Origin of the sequence: Plantibacter sp. lyk4-40-MEA-4, assembly GCF_030209415.1 — a bacterium.
In the GTDB taxonomy this organism is placed as follows: domain Bacteria; phylum Actinomycetota; class Actinomycetes; order Actinomycetales; family Microbacteriaceae; genus Plantibacter; species Plantibacter flavus_A.
Genome location: NZ_JARVSA010000002.1, coordinates 532743 through 549743, shown reverse-complemented (window position 1 = coordinate 549743; position 17001 = coordinate 532743). Strand labels below are relative to the sequence as shown.

Sequence of the window (17001 nt, the reverse complement as noted above, 5' to 3'; positions counted from 1 at the left end):
CAGCCGTCAGCGCACCGCGCCGGCACGAGCGCGGGGGAATCGGCCCCAGCGCGGTGCGCTCGCGTGACAGGGCCTCAACCGGCGTGACTGCGGGTCATGGCGCCGAGCGCACCCCTCCGGAGACCCGCGCTCGCGCCACAGACCCGCGCTGACGTCAGCGCACCGCGCTGGCGCAACCAGACCTCAGTCGGCGGGGGTCGCCGGCGGCTGCAGGACGCGCAACCACTCCTCGGTCTGCGCGACATGCGCTGACGCCGCCCCGGCCGCCCCGACGGGGTCGCGCGAGATGATCGCCTCGGTCATCGCCCGGTGGCCGCGGTTGCTGACCCGACGCAGCTCGTCGCCGGCGGGCAGGCTGAAGACGTCGTAGGCACGTGAGCGCGACCGGAAGACCTGCAGGAGCGCAGTCAGCGTGGCGTTCCCGGCCGTCCGTGCGATGAGTTCGTGGAACCGGTGGTCCAGCTCGCTCGACTCGGCGGGGTCGGTCGTGCGTTCCATCGCCTCCACGAGCTCGGCGAGTTCAGCGCGTACCTCGTCACTCGCGCGGGCAGCGGCCTGCGAGGTGGCGTGGGTCTCGAGCACCCGCCGCAGCTCGTACATCTGCAGGAGACCGTCGAGGGGGAGCAGATCGACCGTGAGCGACAGGCTGCCGATGATCTCCTCGGGCCGGAGCATCGACACGTAGGTGCCCGAGCCGTGCCGCGACTCGATGATCCCGAGGGCGGCCAGCATGCGGACGGCCTCACGGAGGGACCCGCGTGACACGCCGAGTTCGTCGCAGAGCTCGTTCTCGGCCGGGAACCGCTGCCCCGCCACGAGTCGTCCCGACGCGATCATGTGTCGCAGGCCGTGGAACGCGGTGTCGACAGCGGACATGCGGCTCCTCCTCAGGGGTCGTCCCGCCATCGTAGCGGCCCCTCGCCGTCGATCCGCGAGCCGCCGCGGACCATGAGACATCCGATGACTCCACCTGTGAAGACCAAGTCATCCGATGAGTCGATCCGGAAACGACCTGAGCGATCACTTGTAACACGACAGAAACCCAAGTCATCAAACGTTGCCCCTATGGTTATCGGACAATCCACTGCATAATCGACTCGGAGGAACGTCACTGTGGACACTCGCACCATCGCACGGCCAGCGCCGCTCACGCTCGGCGACGGCCGACCGGCAACGGCCGGGTGGACGCTGGATCCGACCAAACGTCACATCAACCACGGATCCTTCGGGGCGGTCCCGATCGTCACGCAGGATCACCAGCAGGCCCTCCGCCGCGAGATGGAGGCCGCACCCCTCACCTGGTTCCCGGCCCTACCCGCCAAGGTCGGCGCCGCCCGTGTCGGGATCGCCGACTTCCTCGGGGCGTCGGTCGACCAGCTCGCCATGGTCCCGAACGCGAGCGCCGGGGCGAGCGTCGTCTTCTCCAGCCTCCCCGTGCAGCGCGGCCTCGAGATCATCGTCACCGACCACGGCTACGGCGCCGTCACGATGGGAGCGGAGCGCCTCGCGCGACGCTGGGGCGGCACCGTCCGGACCGCCCGCATCCCGCTCGACGCCGACGCGCAGACCGCCCACGACGCCGTCGTCGCCGAGTTCAGCGAACGCACGGCCCTCATCGTGATGGACCAGATCACCTCGCCGACCGCCCGACTCCTGCCGGTCCAGCAGATCGCCGCCACCGCCCGCGCCGCCGGCATCCCCACGCTCGTCGACGCCGCCCACGTGCCCGGCCTCTACGCCGATCCCATGCGCGACCTCGACTGCGACTTCTGGGTCGGCAACCTGCACAAGTTCGGGTGCGCCCCGCGCGGTGCCGCCGTCCTCGTCGCCCGCAGCCCGCTCGCGCAGGAGCTCTACCCGCTCATCGACTCCTGGGGCTCCCCGTACCCGTTCCCGCAGCGCTTCGACACCCAGGGCACGGTCGACGTCACGAGCTACCTCGCCGCGGCGACCTCGCTCGGGTTCATCGAGGACGTCTGGGGCTGGTCGGCCGCCAGGGACTACATGACCGAGCTCGCCGACTACGCCGTCGAGGTGGTCGCCGACGCCGTGACCGCAATCACCGGCGAGGACAGCCACGTCGACGTGGGCATGCCCGTCAACGCCCTCCGGCTCGTCAAGCTCCCGACCGGCCTCGCGACGACCCACGCGACCGCGGACGGACTCCGCGACCGCGTCTCCGCCGAGCTCGGTGTCGAGGGCGCGTTCACGAGCCTCGACGGGATCGGCTACGTCCGACTCTCCACCCACGTCTACAACACCCCCGAGGACTTCGAACACTTCGCCGAGCACGCCGTCCCGGTCCTCGCGCGATGGGCCGACGAGGAGCGCGCTGCCACGAGCTGAGCGCGGACCCGCCCGACCCGACATCACCACACCCGTATCACCGCACCGGCACCACAGCATCCACCCCCGCAGCACCCCCACCAGCACCACTCAAAGGAGAAGCGAGCATGAGGAAGTCACGCGCAACGGCCGCCATCGGCCTGTCCGTCGTCACCGGCCTCGCCCTGTCGGCCTGTGCCGGCGGCGCGAGCGACGGCACCGTCACCCTGCAGATGGTCGAGAGCCTGACCAACCCCGCCCGGACCGAGGTCCTGAAGTCGCTCATCGCGGACTTCGAGGCCGACAACCCGAAGATCAAGGTCGAGCTCATCTCGCCGCCGACCGATCAGGCCGACCAGAAGATCACCCAGATGCTGCAGTCCGGCTCCGGCGTCGACGTGCTCGAGGTCCGCGACATCACCGTCGGCCCGTTCTCCACCAACGGCTGGCTCGACGACATGAGCGGCGAGCTCGAGGACTGGAAGGGCTGGGACGACCTCACCGACAACGCGACGAAGTACGCGAAGGGCGAGGACGGCAAGGTCTACTACGTGCCCTACGGCTTCTACGGTCTGAGCCTGTTCTACCGCACCGACCTCATCAAGGAGGCCGGCTTCGACGGACCCCCGACGAGCTGGGACGACCTCCTCGAGCAGGCCTCGGCGATCCAGGACCCCTCGAAGAACCAGTTCGGCTACGCCTTCCGTGGCGGCACCAATGCGAACAGCAACGTCGTCGCGGCCATCGAGGCCTACGTCGCCGACGACCTCGACACCGAGAACGCGTTCAAGCTGACCAACGGCGACACGATCTTCTCCGCACCGGAGGCGCTCGACGCCGTCAACACCTACTTCGACCTCTTCAAGGAGGCCTCGCCGCCGTCGTCCGTCGCGTGGGGCTACCCCGAGATGGTCGAAGGCTTCTCGAACGGTTCGACCGCGTTCCTCCTGCAGGACCCGGAGGTCATCGCGACCGTGGAGCAGTCCGAAGCGATCACGGCCGAGCAGTGGAGCACCGCTCCGCTGTTGACCGGCCCGACCGGCAAGGCCGCACAGCCCATGGCGACCGCGGGCTGGGGCACGGCTGCGTCGAGCGAGCACAAGGCCGAGGCCGCGAAGCTCATCGAGTTCCTCTCCGAGGACAAGCAGGCCACCACCTTCGCCCAGGAGAACAGCCTCGTCCCGATCGTCAAGAGCGCGGCTGACAGCGACTTCTACAAGACCGGCCCGTGGGCCAGCTACGTCACGATGAACGAGAACCCGGACACCTACCTGAGCGTCACGCAGCCGCGCGGCTCCTCCTGGTGGACCGAGTGGATCCAGAAGTCCGACTCGGAGATCCAGCAGGTCCTCATCGGCCAGCTGACGCCGGAGAAGCTCCTCGCGGGCTGGGACGAGTACTGGACCGAGAAGTGGAAGAGCGAGTAACCGTCCATGACGACCACCACTGACGAAGCGGGTCGCACGCAGCAGCGTGCGACCCCGACACCCCCGGCCGGTCCCTCGCGGACCGCCGGTGGGCGTCGGCGGCGCACCTTCACGGTGCGCCGCGGCTTCGGCCTCCTCGCCTTCCTCGCCCCCGCGTTCATCTTCGTGGCGATCTTCATCTACTACCCGATGATCGCCGGCTCGCAGATGGCGTTCCGCAACTGGAACCTCGCCAACCTCACCGACACCTCGTGGGTGGGCTTCGCCAACTTCCTGGCCGTCTTCGCCGACCCGGCCTTCGGCAGGGTCGTCGCGAACACCGTGCTCTGGGTGGTGGCCTCGATCGTCCCGCAGTTCGTCATCGGCTTCGGCATCGCCCTGTGGCTGCGACGGAGGTTCCGTTTCCGCGGCCTCTACCAGGCGATGATCTTCTTCCCGTGGGCCATCTCGGGCTTCCTCATCGGCATCCTGTTCCGCTGGATGTTCAACAGCGAGTTCGGCGTGATCAACGACCTGCTCCAGAAGGTCGGGTTGATCGACACCCCGATCCCGTGGTTGGCCGACCCGAACACCGCGATGTTCGCCGTCATCGTCGCGAACGTCTGGTACGGCGTCACCTTCTTCGCGATCATGATCCTCGCCGCGCTGCAGTCGGTGCCGGAGGACCTCTTCGAGGCCGCAGCGCTCGACGGCGCGGGCAAGGCGCGCATGCTCTTCCAGATCACGATCCCGTACATCCGTACGACGCTCGCCCTCACGGTGCTGCTCCGGGTCATCTGGATCTTCAACTTCCCCGACATCATCTACGGCATGACGGGCGGTGGTCCGGCGAATCAGACCCACATCCTCACCACCTGGATGATCGCGACCACCCAGCGTGGCGACTACGGCCGGGCCTCCGCGATCGGCCTCATCGTCGTCGCGATCCTGCTGGTGTTCACCGCGTTCTACCTGCTGTCCATGCGTGAGAAGAAGGTGAAGGCATGATCGACCAGGAGACCCGGACGGCGAAGGTCGTCAAGTTCCTCTTCCTCGGGCTGTGGCTCGTCATCACGGTGTTCCCGCTGTACTGGATCGTCGTCACCTCGTTCAAGAAGCCGGGCGCGATCTTCTCCTACCCGCTGACGTACTGGCCGGAGGTGTTCTCGATCGAGAACTACCTCGGCCTGTTCAGCAAGGCGCAGTTCGGCACCTACGTCGTCAACAGCCTCATCGTGGCGACGATCGCAGCCCTCGTGGCGACCTTCATCTCGATGCTGTCGGCGTACGTGTTGGCGCGGTTCGAGTTCCGGAGCAAAGGGGCGATCCTGCTGGCGTTCCTCGCCACGCAGATGATCCCGTCGTTCATCGCACTCGGACCGCTCTACCTGCTGATGACGCAGCTCAAGCTCGTCGACAACCGGTTCGGGCTCATCCTCATCTACATCGCGGTGTGCATCCCGTTCTGCACCGTCATGCTCCGAGGGTTCTTCGAGAACATCCCCGACGCCCTCGAGGAGGCGGCCATGATCGACGGCTGCTCGCGGTTCGGCGCGCTCTTCCGGGTACTCGTCCCGGTGCTGAAGCCCGGGATCGTCGCGGCGTTCATCTTCAACTTCGTGAACTGTTGGAACGAGCTGTTCCTCTCGGTGACGCTCATCAACAGCGATGCGAACAAGACGATCCCGACGGCGCTCAACGGCTTCATCACGAGCTACAACATCGACTGGGGCTCCATGTCGGCGGCCGCCGTGCTGACGATCATCCCGACGATGGTGCTGTTCGCGTTCGCGAGCCGGTACATCGTGCAGGGCCTGACCGCGGGAGCGGTGAAGGGCTGACCCCGCTCATTCGCCCGAACATGGTCGAAGCCACGCCCGTTCGCCCATTCCTGGGCGAGCGGGCGTCGTCACGGGCGGTCCTCGGTGAATCTGGAAGCCCGCTGATAGTTTGACGCTCTAGCGACCTGCAGGTGGAAGATGAACCATGTTCGGTTCGAAGCAGACGACGAGGTCACTCCGCTACGCCCGCTACGGCGGGCCCGACGTACTCGAGTTCATCGAGTCCGAGATGCCGCATCCCAGATGGGGCGAGGTCGTGGTCGACGTCCTCGCGAGCGGCATCAACCACATCGAGGCGTTCGTCCGCGAGGGGCACCTCGCGGAGACGGTGCCGATCGACCTGCCGACGGGGCAGGGGAGCGACTTCGCCGGATTGGTCCGCGAGGTCGGGACCGGGGTCGAGGGCTGGAAGCGGGGCGACGAGGTGATCGGGCACGCCGTCCGCGGCGCGCACGCCACCCAGGTCGTCGTCCCGGCGTCGTCCCTCGTCCGCAAGCCGAAGCGCGTGAGCTGGGAGGAGGCCGGCGGGCTCTACCTCGCCGGACTGACGGCGCTCGACACGCTCGACGGGCTGCACCTCAAGCAGGGCGACACGCTCGTCATCTCGGCGGCGGCCGGTGGCGTCGGGAACATCGAGGCGCAACTGGCGAAGTTCGCGGGCGTACGGGTCATCGGCACCTGCGGTGAGCGCAATCACGACTTCCTCCGTGAACAGGGCGTCAAACCGGTCGTCTACGGCGAGGGCATGGCTGATCGAATCCGCAAGCTCGCGCCAGAGGGCGTGACGGCGTTCATCGACAACTTCGGTCAGGACGGTCAGGAGCTCGCGTTCGAACTCGGTGTCCCGCCGGAGAAGTACCGGTCGAGCGAGGATCGGAAGGCCATCGAGCTCGCCGCACTCGAGCCGGACGAGGAGTTCTCGGCGCACGCCACGAAGCAGCTGCAACGCCTCGCGGACTACGCCGCCGACCATGCGTTGAAGGTCGTCGTCTCGGCGTTCTACCCGTTCGACCTGATCATCGACGCGTTCGAGGATCTCGAGCGGTTGCACGCGCGGGGCAAGATCATCGTCGGCATGCGTCCGGCGAACCCGGAGCGCATCGTCAAGCAGCGAGACCTGCACGACGCCAGGCCCTGACGACGGTCAGCGCGGTGCGCTGGCCCGAGACGTCGGGTTCCGGCGCCAGCGCGGTGCGCTGAACCGAGGTGCACGGTTCCGGTCTGGGCGCGGGTCTCGCGCATGAGCGCGACCCTCCGGAGACCCGCGCTCGCGCGTGTGGGGCGCGCTCGCGTCAGCGCACCGCGCTGGCAACCGGAAGGGGAGGGCGGTCGGCTAGTTGAAGATGAAGCCGAGGACGGTCGCGCCGCCTCCACCGAGGACGAGCGCGACGACGAGGACCCAGGCGATGAGCCGCTGACGACGCTTGCGCTGCTCGCCCCATTCGGCCAGTTCCCGGTCTTCGCTGCTGCTCATCACCCCAGCCTACCGGCGGGGTGCTCGCCCGGCATCAGGTGACGGCCGGGACGAGGGCCTTCACCGACGTGGTCCTCGCCCGGGCGATCGCGAACGTCGTGGCGGCGAGCGATCCGAGGAGCCAGAGGACGAGGCCGACGACGCCGGCCGCTGCTCCCGCGTCACCGATCGCGATCGCCTGCAGACCACCGAGAGCCGGTGCGATCGGCAGGAACGCGAGGATCTGGTCCAGCACCTGCGGAGCGGTCGCGATGATCCCGGTCGCCAGACCGACGAGCGCGACGATCATCGAGATGAACCGACCTGCACCACCGAACAGGGCGTTCAGTGCCTGGTTGGCGGCGGCGAAGACGAGCCCTGCGAGGACGGCGACCCCGGCGAAGCCGAGCCAGCCGCCCGCGTCGAGGTCCAGCAGCGGTGCGGTGATGACGGCGACGAGCAGGCCCTGCAGCATCCCGATCGCTCCGGCCGGGACGAAGGCCCCGAGCGCGAGCCGCAGCGATGAGCGGGTGGATCCGAACGCCCGCACGGGCACCGGCCGCAGCACGAGGAAGCTCGCGAGCGCACCCAGCCAGAGGGCGAGGACGGCGTAGAAGGGAGCGCTGTTCGTGCCGAAGGACACCGTCGCCGAATCGCCGGCCGAGACCGGGTCGGCGACGACGTCCGCGAGCGTCTGTCGGTCGGAGCTCGTGTAGGTCGGCAGGCTGTCGACCGCGCTCTGCAGACCGGACGCGAGCGAGGTGATTCCGCCGGACAGGGTGCCGGCGCCCGAAGCGAGCTGGTTCGATGCGTCGGCGAGCTGGGTCGTACCGGTCGCCGACTGCGCCGCGCCGTCGGCGAGTGCGGACGCCCCCGTCTGCAGTTGCGCCGTCCCGGAGGCGGCTTTGGACGCACCATCGGCGAGGCCTGCTGCGCCCGCCGCGATCTGTGCTGCTGCGGTGTTGATCTTTGCGATGCCGTCGACGAGTGCGGGCATGCCGGAGGACAAGTTCGTGGCACCGGTCGCGAGGGCGGCGGCGCCGGCCGCCGCCTGTGCGGTCCCGTCGGCCAAGGTCGCGGCGCCCGGATATTCCGTGTTCGCGTCGATCGGTCCGCCGGTGGCGACCGTGGTGGCGAGTCTGCTCGCCGTCGCGACGTCCGCGCAGTACGTCGCGGAAGCCCCGGACGCAGCGCAGTCGGCGGTGAGCGACGCGAGTTGCGCGGCCACCGCGGCCGTGAGCTGCTTGGTGCCCTGGGCGCCGTCCGACAGGTCGGCTAGCCCTGTGGACACGTCGTTCGCGCCGCTGGCTATCCTCGCTGCCCCACCGACCAGCCCCGGGTTGTCCGCGCTCCCGTCACCCTGCGTCCCGGCGTACAGCGTCGCTGCTCCGTTCGCGAGCTGGCTCGCGCCGCCGCTCAGTTGCGACGCACCGGACGACAGCTGCGTGGCGCCGTCGGCCAGCGCATCCACCCCGTCGCTCAGCTGCGTCGCACCCGACGACAACTGCGTCGCGCCCGTGGCCAGCTGCGTGGTGCCGTTCGCGAGTTGCTGCGCACCCTGCGCGAGCGAGAGTCCGCCCGTCGAGAGTTGCTTCGCACCGTCCGCGGCCTCACCGAGCTGGTCGTGGAGGGTGTTGAACCCGACGTAGACGTTCTCGAGGTAGGTGGTGGTGAGCTGCCGACCGAGGAGCGAAGCCGCGGTCTGCGTGATCGTCTGGGAGATGGCGTCGTCGACGAGCTTGCTGCGGTCGCTCGTCGTGACGTCGAGGCGGGCGCGCTCGGCGTCGGCGGCGTCGCCTGAGAACGAGGTCGCGGCCTTCGAGAAGTTCTCCGGGATCGCCACGACCGCCGTGTACGAACCGTCGGCGAGGCCGGCCTTCGCGTCGGACGCGTCGGTGATGACCCAGGTGTAGTTGGTCTTCTGGTCGCCGTCGACGAGGCCCGCGGAGAGCTGGCGTCCGAGCGGCACGGTCTGGCCGTCGACGGTGACCGGCTTGTCGTCGTTCACGATGGCGGCGGTCACCTGACCGAGTCGTTCCGCCGGGTTCCACAGGGCCCAGACGAGTCCACCCGCGATGACGAGCGGCACGAGGATGAGGCCGATGATCGAGACGACCGTGATGCCCTTGCCGGAGCGGGCCCGTTCGAGGCGGTTCAGGATGGTGCTCATGCGTCGACCTTCGATTCAGCGATGGCGGTGGGAGTGGACGTGGTGGTGGAGGCGGTGCGGTCGAGGTCGAGCACCTCGGCCGTCGTGGTCGGCAGGACGTCGGCGAGCGAGGACGCGTCAGCGGTGCCGACGACGATCGTGAGCGGCCGGCGCGTGCGCTCCGCGGCCCTGGTCGCCGTCAGGAGGCGCTCGTACAGTCCGCGTCTCGTGTCGTCGTCCGGCACGGTGTCGACCCCGTCGAGGACGATGACGGCGGGGCGTTCGGCCAGCGCCGTGGCGAGTGTCCCGACGGGTTCGCCGTGGTCGAGACGGACGTACGCGACGCGGGACCGCACCGCCCCGGCGCGGACCGGCAGGACCAGACCGGCGACCTTGAGGCGGCCGTGGTCGGGTTCGAGGCGACCGGCCAGTGTCAGCAGGAGGGCGGTGACCGAGACCGGGCGCGTGCCCTGCACCGCGAGCACGCCGCCGACGGCGACGGTCGTGTCGACGTCCTCGTACAGTGGTCCGTCCGCACCGGCCAGGGTGACTCCCGCGGCAGCGATGGCGACCTCGACACCGTTGCGCCACTCGCGCAGCTCGAGTTCGCGCTGCAGCCCCTCGCCCTCGACGTCGAAGGACGGCAGGATGCGGTCGAGCCACTTCGGCAGGTACCAGGCGTGGTCGCCGAGGAGCGCGAGCACCGCCGGCACGAGGGTCATGCGCACGATGAACGCGTCGACGAAGACGCCGACCGCGAGCCCGAGGGCGATGGGCTTGATGTTCGTGTCGCCCTCGGGCACGAAGGCGGCGAAGACCGCGAACATGATGACGGCCGCGGCGGTGACGACCTTCGCCGAGCCGAGGAAGCCGGTCTCGACGGATCGCTTCGCGAGTCCCGAATGGACGAAGTCCTCGCGCATCCGGGAGACGAGGAAGACCTCGTAGTCCATCGCGAGCCCGAACAGGACACCCATGAGGATGATCGGCATGAAGCTGATCACCGGACCGGTCCTCGCGACGTGGAGGGCCTCGGCGAACACGCCGTGCTCGAAGACGAGGGCCACGACGCCGAACGACGCGGCGACCGACAGCAGGTAGCCGAGGGTCGCCTTGATCGGGACCCAGATGGAGCGGAAGACCATCGTCAGGAGCACGAGCGAGAGGCCGACGACGATGAGGCCGAAGGGGAGGAGGGCTCCGCCGAGGCGGTCGGAGATGTCGATGCCGATGGCCGTGAACCCGGTGACCTGGAGGTCGACGCCGTACTCGTCCTGGAAGTACTGGTGCAGTCCCCGGATCTCGGCGACGAGGTCCTTCGTCGCCTGGGAGTCGGGACTGCCGCTCGGGATGACCTGGATGATGCCGGTGTCGGCCGTCGCGTTCGGGGTGGCGAGCGGGACGGCGGCGACGCCGTCGAGTCCCTCGATCTCCTGCTTGAGGTCGGCCATGAGTCCGAGCGGGTCGGTACTGCCGACGATGCCGCCGGTGACGATGAGCGGCCCGTTGAAGCCCTCACCGAAGTGCTCGGAGACGAGGTCGTACGTCGTGCGGGCTCCGTCGCCCTCCGGCAGCGAACCGGCGTCGGGGAGCGCGAGTCGGAGCGACAGGGCGGGGATGGCGAGGGCGCCCAGGACGGCGAGGACGGCGACGATCGTGACGATGGGGAGTCGCGTGACGCCTCGCACCCAGCCGAGGAAGAAGCGGTTGGGGTGCCCTTCGACAGGCTCAGGGGCCGCGGTGTGGTGCTCCGGGACCGCGTTGTGGTGCTCAGGGACCGAGTCCTGCTGCCCTTCGACAGGCTCAGGGACCGCGTGGTGGTGCTCAGCGGCAGCGCCCCGGGCCGCCGCGCGCTTCCTGGCCCGCCTGGCCTTCGGCCGGAGGCGCTCGCCGGCGAAGCCGAGCATGGCCGGGATGAGGGTGAGCGAGATGACGACCGCGATCGCGACACCGACCGCCGCGGCGACACCCATCGTCGTGAGGAACGGGATGTTCGCGACCGCGAGCCCGAGGAGGGCGATGATGACCGTGAGGCCCGCGAAGATGACGGCCGAGCCGGCCGTCGCGGTCGCGCGGGCTGCTGATTCGGCCGGGTCGAGCCCGCTGCGCAGGCCGTCCTGGTGTCTCGAGATGATGAACAGCGCGTAGTCGATGCCGACGGCCAGGCCGAGCATGAGCGCGAGCATCGGCGTCGTGGAGGAGATCGGCCCGAGGACCGTCGCCACGAAGATGAGCGCCATCGAGATGCCGACCCCGAGCAGGGCGGTGATGAGCGGCATGCCCGCGGCGAGGAAGGAGCCGAAGGTGAGGATGAGGACGACGAGCGCGACGACCACGCCGACGAGCTCGATGACACTCAGCGTCGGGAGGCTGTTGCTGAAGAGCTGCCCGCCGAGGGAGGACTCCGCGCCGGCCGGGAGCGCCTTCGCGAGGCTCGCCTCCGCGTCCTCGACGTCGCTGATGGTGGCGGCGGTGATGTCGGTCTGGGCCCCGTCGAACTGGATCGAGATGAGCGCCGCCCGCTGATCCTCCGAGACCGCCCCCGCCACGTTCTCGTCGAAGGGGGAGACCGCCTGCTCCACCTGCCCGATGTCGCCCAGGGCGGTGACGGCGTCGTCGATGGCCGATCGGACCCCGGCGTCCTCGACGGTGCCGCCCTCCGGTGCGACGACGATGATCTGCGCCGAGGCACCGGCCACCTGCGGGAAGGTGTGGTCGAGCGAATCGAGCGCCTCCTGCGACTCCGTACCGGGGATGGAGAAGGCGTTGTCGGTTCCCTGGTTGAAGAGCAGCGCGCCGCCACCCGCGAGGGCGAGCACGGCGATCCAGAGGATCAGCACGAGCTTGCGGGCGCCGAACGCCCAGCGGCCGAGGGTGTAGAGCAGTGAGGACACGCGTCGCTCCTAGGGAGGTCGGCGCTGCTTGCAGGCGAGCCGACGGAGAGGTTCGGACAGGATCGATACAGCGGTGTATCCGATACACGACTGTATTGGATACAGTGGTGTATCGGCAAGAAGTCGGACGAGCTGTCAGTAAGGTGTCAGGATGCGCGTGCACGAAGCGGTCGAATCCCCGGGCGACGAAGCGCCGGTCGAGTCCGCGCGTCGGCAGCGGACGCGCGAGCGGCTCGTCGACGCCGCCTACGAGGTCTTCGCCGAGTTCGGCGTGCACGCCGCCTCCGTCGAGCAGATCAGCGAGCGCGCAGGCTTCACCCGCGGCGCCTTCTACTCCAACTTCGACTCGAAGGAGGAGCTGTTCTTCGCCCTCGAGTCACGCGAGAACCAGCTCCGACTCGACCGCCTGGAGGCTGGACTGCAGGCGGTCAGCCCGTCGCTCCTCGACGCAGCGGGCCGCTACACCGAGGGCTCGCTCGAGGCCCTGATCCGTGCCTTCCTCGAGCTCCAGCCCGATGACCGCCGCTGGTGCCTCGTCCAGTCGGAGTTCCGGATGCTGGCGATGCGCGACGCCGACGCCGACGTCGCCGCTCGCTACCTCCAGCACCAGGAGAGCGCGGGCCGGCAGCTCGCCGCGTGGCTCGACCAGGCGGCCGGACTCGCGCACGTCCGGTTCACGATCCCGACGCCCGACATCGCGAACATCGTCGTCGCCCTCTACGAGTCGGCCATCCAGACGGCCGTGCTCATGGACCCGGACGGCGACGAGGGCTCACCGCGCGAGCTCGCAATGCGCACGCTCCCGGCCATCGTCCGCGCCCTCACCGAGTCGATCGCCGACTGACCTCAGGCCGACTCGTCGGGCCGATCCGGCTGCAGCGCCTGGGCCAGCATGACGATGATGCCGCTCGGCCCGCGCACATAGCTGAGCTTGTAGACGCCCTGATAGTCCGCCACGCCGCGGAGCGGGTGGCAGCCGTGTTTCGCGGCGATCGCGAGCGCCTCGTCGATGTCGTCGACGGCGAATGCGACGCGGTGCATGCCGATCTCGTTCGGCAGAGTCGGCTCGGTCTCGATCGCGTCCGGGTGGAGGTACTCGAAGAGTTCGAGGCGACCGTGACCGTCCGGGGTCTGGAGCATGGCGATCCTGGCGTGGTTGCCGTCGAGGCCCACGGCCGTGTCGGCCCACTCGCCGCTCACCGTGTCCCGGCCGACCACGGTGAGGCCGAGGTCCGTGAAGAATGCGATCGTCGCCTCGAGGTCGCGGACCGCGATCCCGACGTTCTCGAGTCTGATGTCCATGGGCTGCACGCTACCCGGCCGCGCGGGCCCGATCCAGGGTCTCCAGGAACGGGCCCGCGTCGGAGCGGTTCGTCCTCCGGCCCGACTCAGCCGCTGAGGGCCGAGGTCGGTGGCGTCCTGGCCGCGCGGATCGCCGGGTAGAGGCCGGCGATCGCGCCGATCACCAGGGTCGCGCCGACGCCCGCGAGCAGCACTCCCGGCGGTACGGCGGTCGGCCAGTCGTTCACCGCGGCGACGACGCTCGTCACGCCCGTACCGATGAGCGCACCCGCGACCCCGCCGAGGGCCGAGAGAAGGAGTGCCTCGGTCAGGAACTGGGACCGGATGTGCCCGCGGGTGGCGCCGAGTGCCCGGCGCAGGCCGATCTCCCGGCGGCGCTCTAGCACGGAGATCACCATCGTGTTCGCGACCCCGATGCCACCGACGAGCAGAGCGACCGAGCCGAGGCCGAGCAGGAGTCCGGTGAACGCCTGATCGGCGGCGTGCTTGGCGGCGAGGGCGTCGGAGGGTCGGGACACCTCGACCTCCTCGGGTGCCGCCGGGTTGACGGTGCGGGGGAGGAGCGCCCGCACGTCGCCGACACGCTCGTCCCTCGACCGTTCGTACACCATCGTGGGTTTGCCGTCGTAGCCGAAGCGTTCGGCGGCGACGGCCTCGCCGATCATCGCGCTCGTGTCGAGCTCGGGCGCGAGGTCGATCGGTTCCAGGATGCCGACGACGGTGAACGGCTGCTCGCCCACCTGGATGACCGAGCCGACGGTGGCGACACCGAGTCGCTCGGCGGCCTTCGACCCCAGCACGACGGTGGGATAGCCACTCGTCGCCCGGTTCAGCCAGTCGCCGGCCGCCAGGGTGCCGCCGACGACGTCGAGCAGTCCCTCCGTCACGGCCGTCACGGCGAGGCCGCCGCTCTGGGCCCGGTCGATGAAGCTGCTCCGGTACACGAACGCGCCGTCGATGGTCGCAGCGCCGCCGACCTGTTCCACGCCCTCGATGAGCCCGACCTTGCCGACGGTGCTCTCCGGGAGGGCCGCGTCCTGGCCGAAGAGGCTCTTGCCCGCCTGCACGGTCAGGAGGTTCGTCCCGAGCTCCGAGAGCTGCGCCTGGAGTTTCGCCTGGCTGGAGGAGGAGATGCCGACGACGGCGATCATCGCGGCGATCCCGATCGCGATCCCTAGAGCGGACAGCACCGCGCGCGTCGGGCGGGCGCGGAGCCCGGTGGTCCCGAGCCGCAGGATGTCGCGACCGAGCAGGCGTGATCGACGGTCGTCCTCGATGCCGTCGGTGCGGTCTCTCATCCCGCCCTCCCTGAGTCGTCGACGATGCGGCCGTCGCGGATCGCCACCTGACGGGGCAGTCGGGCTGCGAGTTCGGCGTCGTGGGTGATCACGACGATGGTCGTCCCACCGCGGTGGAGCTCGTGCAGCAACTCCACGATGCTCGCGCCGGAGACGGAGTCGAGGTTGCCCGTCGGCTCGTCGGCGAGCAGCAGGGGCGGGTCTCCGACGACCGCGCGTGCGATGGCGACGCGTTGCCGCTCACCACCCGAGAGCTGCGAGGGCCGGTGGTCGAGCCGGTGGCCGAGTCCGACGCGTTCGAGCGCGAGGTGCGCCCGTCGTCGGCGTTCTGTCCGCGGTACTCCGGCGTAGATGAGGCCGTCGGCGACGTTGTCCACCGTGGTCACGCCGTCGGCGAGGTGGAACTGCTGGAAGACGAAGCCGATGCGGTAGGCGCGCAGGGCCGACAACTTCGCGTCCGAGAGGCGTCCGACGTCCGAGCCCGCGATGCGGGCGGTCCCACTGGTGGGTCGGTCGAGCGTTCCGATGAGGTTGAGCATCGTCGACTTCCCGGAGCCACTCGGCCCCACGATGGCGACGAACTCGCCCTCCTCGACCGTGAGGTCGACACCCGCGAGGGCGAGCGTGGGTGGTTCGCCGTACTCGCGGGTGACTCCGTCGAGGTGGATGATCGGTGGTCCGGCCGGCTGTGCGGGTGCCGCAGCCGACACCGTCGTGGTATCCGTCATGAGACCGGCACCACGACGTCGAGACCTTCGCGGATGCCGTCGCCCGAGACCTCCACGCGACCGTCGGCGAACAGGCCCGTCGTGACGGGGACCTGCCGGTGCTTCCCCTTCCCGTCGACGACCTCGACGCCGAAGTGCTCGTCGTCGATCGCGATGAGCGCTTGGACCGGGACGGAGAGGACGTTCTCGCGTCGTTCCGTCGGGAAGCCGACCGTCACGGTCGCGCGCTGCAGCTCGGCTGCCGCGGCCGGGTCGTCCAGGGTGATCCCGACCGGGATCGTGACCTTCTTCTGCCCGTCCGCATCCGATTCGGTCGGGACGCCGACGTCGGTGACCGTGCCGGTCGTGCGCTGCCCGCCCGGGAGATTGACGTCCACCTTCGTCCCGACGACGCCGAGCCGCTGATCGGCGAGCTTCAGCGGGACGTCGATGCGCTTCACGAGGGACGAGACGGTGACGACCTTGTCCGAGGCGGTGGTGCCGACCGCGGCGTCGACCGATGCGATCCGCACGTCGCCCGGCATGAAGACGACCGATCCGAGCTCCAGTCGTCCGGTCTCCTCGACGCCGAGGGCTTTCTGCCACCGCTCGATGGCACGTGCGGTGGACGCGGCGAACTCGCCGTCCGGTTCGCGGTCGAAATACCCGAGCGCGGCGAGGCTCTGTTCGAGCTGCTGGACGTCCGGTCCGTCACTCATCCCGGCTTCGAAGGTGCGCCAGGCTGGCAGTGGTCCGTGGAGCAGGGTCACCGGGACGTTGGCGACCGCGTACAGGGTGCCACCGAGCGAGACCGTGCTTCCCGGAGCCGGGGTGCTCGTCACGATGCCGGTCCCACCGCCGATGGTGCGCTGGTCCGCGTAGTCGAGGGTGCCGCTCGCCTGCGTCGTGCCCGCGAGGTCGCCGACGGTGATCGGAGCGGTGCCGGTGCGGATGCTGCTGACCGGCTCCTCCTGGTTCGTCCCCTGCGTCGGTGCCAGCGTGACCGCCGCGACGGCGCCGCCTGCAAGCAGGACGGCGCCGACGCAGACGGCCACGACGACCCCGCGTCGTCGGTTGCTCATCGGCCGGTGGAGCCGAGCGGCGCGCTCGAGTCGGACGAGAGACCGCAGGCTTCCATCACCTCTTCCGTGACGTCGGAGGGGATCTGCATGGCCTGCCCCTTCACCGGGTCGGCCATCTCGTATCCGTGCTCGCGGAAGCACTCGGCCATCTCGAGCTGTTGCTCGAAGGCGTCGGCGACCGCGGGGTTTCCTCCGGCGGGTGCCGGAGGCGTCCCGAGACGGTCGATACAGGTCGCGGAGGCGTCCTGGAAAGCATCCTGGTCTCCGTCGCCGAGGGTCACGGACGTGCCGCCGGAGCCGTTCTGCTCGGGGTCGGGCATGTCGACCCCCTCATCGCGCATGCATGAGGCGAAGGCGACCTGCCAGTCGTCGAACGACTGCACAGCCTTCGGGGTCTTGCCGCTCGAGTCCGGCGAGCCCGAGCTGCAGGCCGCCAGCGATCCGATGAGGAACGGGATCGCGATGAGCGCGGCGAGTCTGCCGGCCGGACGGCGGACGGAACGGGTGGTGGTGATGTCGGACATCTGCACTCCTCAGTGGGTGG

The 17001-nt window shown here is 69.6% G+C and carries 15 protein-coding genes; 6 read left to right on the top strand and 9 right to left on the bottom strand.

What is annotated here, in order from left to right; all coding sequences use genetic code 11:
* Nucleotides 1-183: 183 nt before the first annotated feature.
* A complete protein-coding gene (locus QRN44_RS04635; protein WP_071262252.1) occupies nt 184-876 on the bottom strand; it encodes a FadR/GntR family transcriptional regulator in 693 nt (230 codons plus the stop codon).
* Between the two features lie 237 nt (nt 877-1113).
* Between QRN44_RS04635 and QRN44_RS04630 the strand changes: the two genes are divergently transcribed.
* The 5 genes from QRN44_RS04630 (at nt 1114) to QRN44_RS04610 (ending at nt 6710) form a co-directional block, all read left to right on the top strand.
* A complete protein-coding gene (locus QRN44_RS04630; RefSeq protein WP_285038400.1) occupies nt 1114-2346 on the top strand; it encodes an aminotransferase class V-fold PLP-dependent enzyme in 1233 nt (410 codons plus the stop codon).
* A gap of 107 nt (nt 2347-2453) precedes the next feature.
* A complete protein-coding gene (locus QRN44_RS04625; protein WP_064294151.1) occupies nt 2454-3752 on the top strand; it encodes an ABC transporter substrate-binding protein in 1299 nt (432 codons plus the stop codon).
* Nucleotides 3753-3758: 6 nt separating this feature from the next.
* The gene (locus QRN44_RS04620; RefSeq protein WP_064294152.1) at nt 3759-4739 is read left to right on the top strand and encodes a carbohydrate ABC transporter permease; all 981 of its coding nucleotides are present in this window, start codon (nt 3759-3761) and stop codon (nt 4737-4739) included.
* The gene (locus QRN44_RS04615; RefSeq protein WP_064294153.1) at nt 4736-5572 is read left to right on the top strand and encodes a carbohydrate ABC transporter permease; all 837 of its coding nucleotides are present in this window, start codon (nt 4736-4738) and stop codon (nt 5570-5572) included. Before QRN44_RS04620 ends, QRN44_RS04615 begins: the two co-directional genes overlap by 4 nt.
* Nucleotides 5573-5717: 145 nt before the next feature.
* Nucleotides 5718-6710: an NADP-dependent oxidoreductase gene (locus QRN44_RS04610; protein ID WP_121291574.1), complete on the top strand. Its 993-nt coding sequence runs from the start codon at nt 5718-5720 to the stop codon at nt 6708-6710.
* Nucleotides 6711-6905: 195 nt separating this feature from the next.
* Here QRN44_RS04610 and QRN44_RS04605 read toward each other — a convergent pair whose 3' ends face one another.
* From QRN44_RS04605 to QRN44_RS04595, 3 genes are read right to left on the bottom strand one after another with little or no spacing between them, the layout of a single operon-like run.
* Nucleotides 6906-7046 (bottom strand): hypothetical protein, encoded by a 141-nt coding sequence (locus QRN44_RS04605; protein WP_162852291.1) that lies wholly within the window; start codon nt 7044-7046, stop codon nt 6906-6908.
* 34 nt (nt 7047-7080) lie between these two features.
* Nucleotides 7081-9195, bottom strand: a complete 2115-nt coding sequence (locus tag QRN44_RS04600) for a YhgE/Pip domain-containing protein (RefSeq protein ID WP_285038399.1) — start codon at nt 9193-9195, stop codon at nt 7081-7083.
* A complete protein-coding gene (locus QRN44_RS04595) occupies nt 9192-12068 on the bottom strand; it encodes an MMPL family transporter (protein WP_285038398.1) in 2877 nt (958 codons plus the stop codon). Before QRN44_RS04595 ends, QRN44_RS04600 begins: the two co-directional genes overlap by 4 nt.
* Before the next feature lie 151 nt (nt 12069-12219).
* Between QRN44_RS04595 and QRN44_RS04590 the strand changes: the two genes are divergently transcribed.
* Entirely contained in the window at nt 12220-12912 is a 693-nt protein-coding gene (locus tag QRN44_RS04590) for a TetR/AcrR family transcriptional regulator (protein WP_285038397.1), read from the top strand.
* Between the two features lie 2 nt (nt 12913-12914).
* On the opposite strand, the gene QRN44_RS04585 is transcribed toward QRN44_RS04590, so the two are convergent.
* From QRN44_RS04585 to QRN44_RS04565, 5 genes are all read right to left on the bottom strand, one after another.
* Complete coding sequence (locus QRN44_RS04585; protein WP_285038396.1) at nt 12915-13370, bottom strand: VOC family protein; 456 nt, start codon at nt 13368-13370, stop codon at nt 12915-12917.
* Between the two features lie 86 nt (nt 13371-13456).
* Nucleotides 13457-14668, bottom strand: a complete 1212-nt coding sequence (locus QRN44_RS04580; protein ID WP_285038395.1) for an ABC transporter permease — start codon at nt 14666-14668, stop codon at nt 13457-13459.
* Nucleotides 14665-15396 (bottom strand): ABC transporter ATP-binding protein, encoded by a 732-nt coding sequence (locus tag QRN44_RS04575; RefSeq protein WP_285038394.1) that lies wholly within the window; start codon nt 15394-15396, stop codon nt 14665-14667. The genes QRN44_RS04580 and QRN44_RS04575 overlap by 4 nt, the downstream gene beginning before the upstream one ends.
* The gene (locus tag QRN44_RS04570) at nt 15393-16457 is read right to left on the bottom strand and encodes a peptidoglycan-binding protein (RefSeq protein WP_285038393.1); all 1065 of its coding nucleotides are present in this window, start codon (nt 16455-16457) and stop codon (nt 15393-15395) included. The genes QRN44_RS04575 and QRN44_RS04570 overlap by 4 nt, the downstream gene beginning before the upstream one ends.
* Complete coding sequence (locus tag QRN44_RS04565; protein ID WP_121291581.1) at nt 16454-16981, bottom strand: hypothetical protein; 528 nt, start codon at nt 16979-16981, stop codon at nt 16454-16456. The genes QRN44_RS04570 and QRN44_RS04565 overlap by 4 nt, the downstream gene beginning before the upstream one ends.
* Between the last annotated feature and the right edge of the window lie 20 nt (nt 16982-17001).

Coding starts and splice junctions, on each gene's coding strand:
- QRN44_RS04610 (WP_121291574.1), top strand. CDS start 5,718: ATGTTCGGTTCGAAGCAGACGACGAGGTCACTCCGCTACGCCCGCTAC.
- QRN44_RS04580 (WP_285038395.1), bottom strand. CDS start 14,668: ATGAGAGACCGCACCGACGGCATCGAGGACGACCGTCGATCACGCCTG.
- QRN44_RS04620 (WP_064294152.1), top strand. CDS start 3,759: ATGACGACCACCACTGACGAAGCGGGTCGCACGCAGCAGCGTGCGACC.
- QRN44_RS04600 (WP_285038399.1), bottom strand. CDS start 9,195: ATGAGCACCATCCTGAACCGCCTCGAACGGGCCCGCTCCGGCAAGGGC.
- QRN44_RS04570 (WP_285038393.1), bottom strand. CDS start 16,457: ATGAGCAACCGACGACGCGGGGTCGTCGTGGCCGTCTGCGTCGGCGCC.
- QRN44_RS04565 (WP_121291581.1), bottom strand. CDS start 16,981: ATGTCCGACATCACCACCACCCGTTCCGTCCGCCGTCCGGCCGGCAGA.
- QRN44_RS04615 (WP_064294153.1), top strand. CDS start 4,736: ATGATCGACCAGGAGACCCGGACGGCGAAGGTCGTCAAGTTCCTCTTC.
- QRN44_RS04590 (WP_285038397.1), top strand. CDS start 12,220: ATGCGCGTGCACGAAGCGGTCGAATCCCCGGGCGACGAAGCGCCGGTC.
- QRN44_RS04575 (WP_285038394.1), bottom strand. CDS start 15,396: ATGACGGATACCACGACGGTGTCGGCTGCGGCACCCGCACAGCCGGCC.
- QRN44_RS04605 (WP_162852291.1), bottom strand. CDS start 7,046: ATGAGCAGCAGCGAAGACCGGGAACTGGCCGAATGGGGCGAGCAGCGC.
- QRN44_RS04635 (WP_071262252.1), bottom strand. CDS start 876: ATGTCCGCTGTCGACACCGCGTTCCACGGCCTGCGACACATGATCGCG.
- QRN44_RS04625 (WP_064294151.1), top strand. CDS start 2,454: ATGAGGAAGTCACGCGCAACGGCCGCCATCGGCCTGTCCGTCGTCACC.
- QRN44_RS04585 (WP_285038396.1), bottom strand. CDS start 13,370: ATGGACATCAGACTCGAGAACGTCGGGATCGCGGTCCGCGACCTCGAG.